Raw genomic sequence first — 659 nt, forward strand, 5'->3', positions numbered from 1 at the left:
GGTCTTAATCCCCTATTTGCGGGGCATTGGTTCAAATCCTTGTGGATAATTTTTTTCTTTAATTTATAAAGATTTAGCGATATAAAAACAGCATCTATTAATGCGTGAAAAAATTAGCTTTTAGTTGTGATAAATTCTCATTTTAAAAGCTTAGTTATCCGGATTTTTAAAGAACCTTACATAGCTTTGGCTTATAATTTGAACACTTGATATATTAACTTGTTTTGGGTTGATGAACAAGGCCATTTTTTAATTGATATTGCCCTAAGCCCATCACTGTGGATTTTCCGTTATGCGTGTATTGTCCCATCCAAATCCAGGGCCATAAAGGGTCATCTTGTTTTGTAAATTTCAATTCCATTACGCCTTTTAAACCATCCAGTGGTATCTCTTTTTTTTGACGATTTGAGTAGCGATGATTTTGTTCGAATACTAATTTTTGGACTATCTGATGCTCAGCGGCATTGGCAAACAATGCATTAAAGTCAATCGTCTCTTCATGGTTTTGATGAAAATAGGCCAAACTCGTGATACGTCTAACCAATGTTCGAATAAAAAATTCCCACTCAAAACGATCCGGTTGCATTAAACGTTTATGCTTTAGCAAACGTAGCGGTGTCATCATCTCTAATTCCATGACATGGGGCTGGGGCGGCACA

1 protein-coding gene is annotated in these 659 nt (G+C 36.1%); it reads right to left on the bottom strand.

Annotation, left to right across the window (positions count from 1 at the left end):
• Positions 1 to 214: 214 nt before the first annotated feature.
• A partial coding sequence (gene cas6 / locus NA59_RS14075) for a CRISPR system precrRNA processing endoribonuclease RAMP protein Cas6 (protein WP_232504115.1) occupies positions 215 to 659 on the bottom strand: 445 nt, incomplete at its 5' end.

Source organism: Thiomicrospira microaerophila, from assembly GCF_000934765.1.
In the GTDB taxonomy this organism is placed as follows: domain Bacteria; phylum Pseudomonadota; class Gammaproteobacteria; order Thiomicrospirales; family Thiomicrospiraceae; genus Thiomicrospira; species Thiomicrospira microaerophila.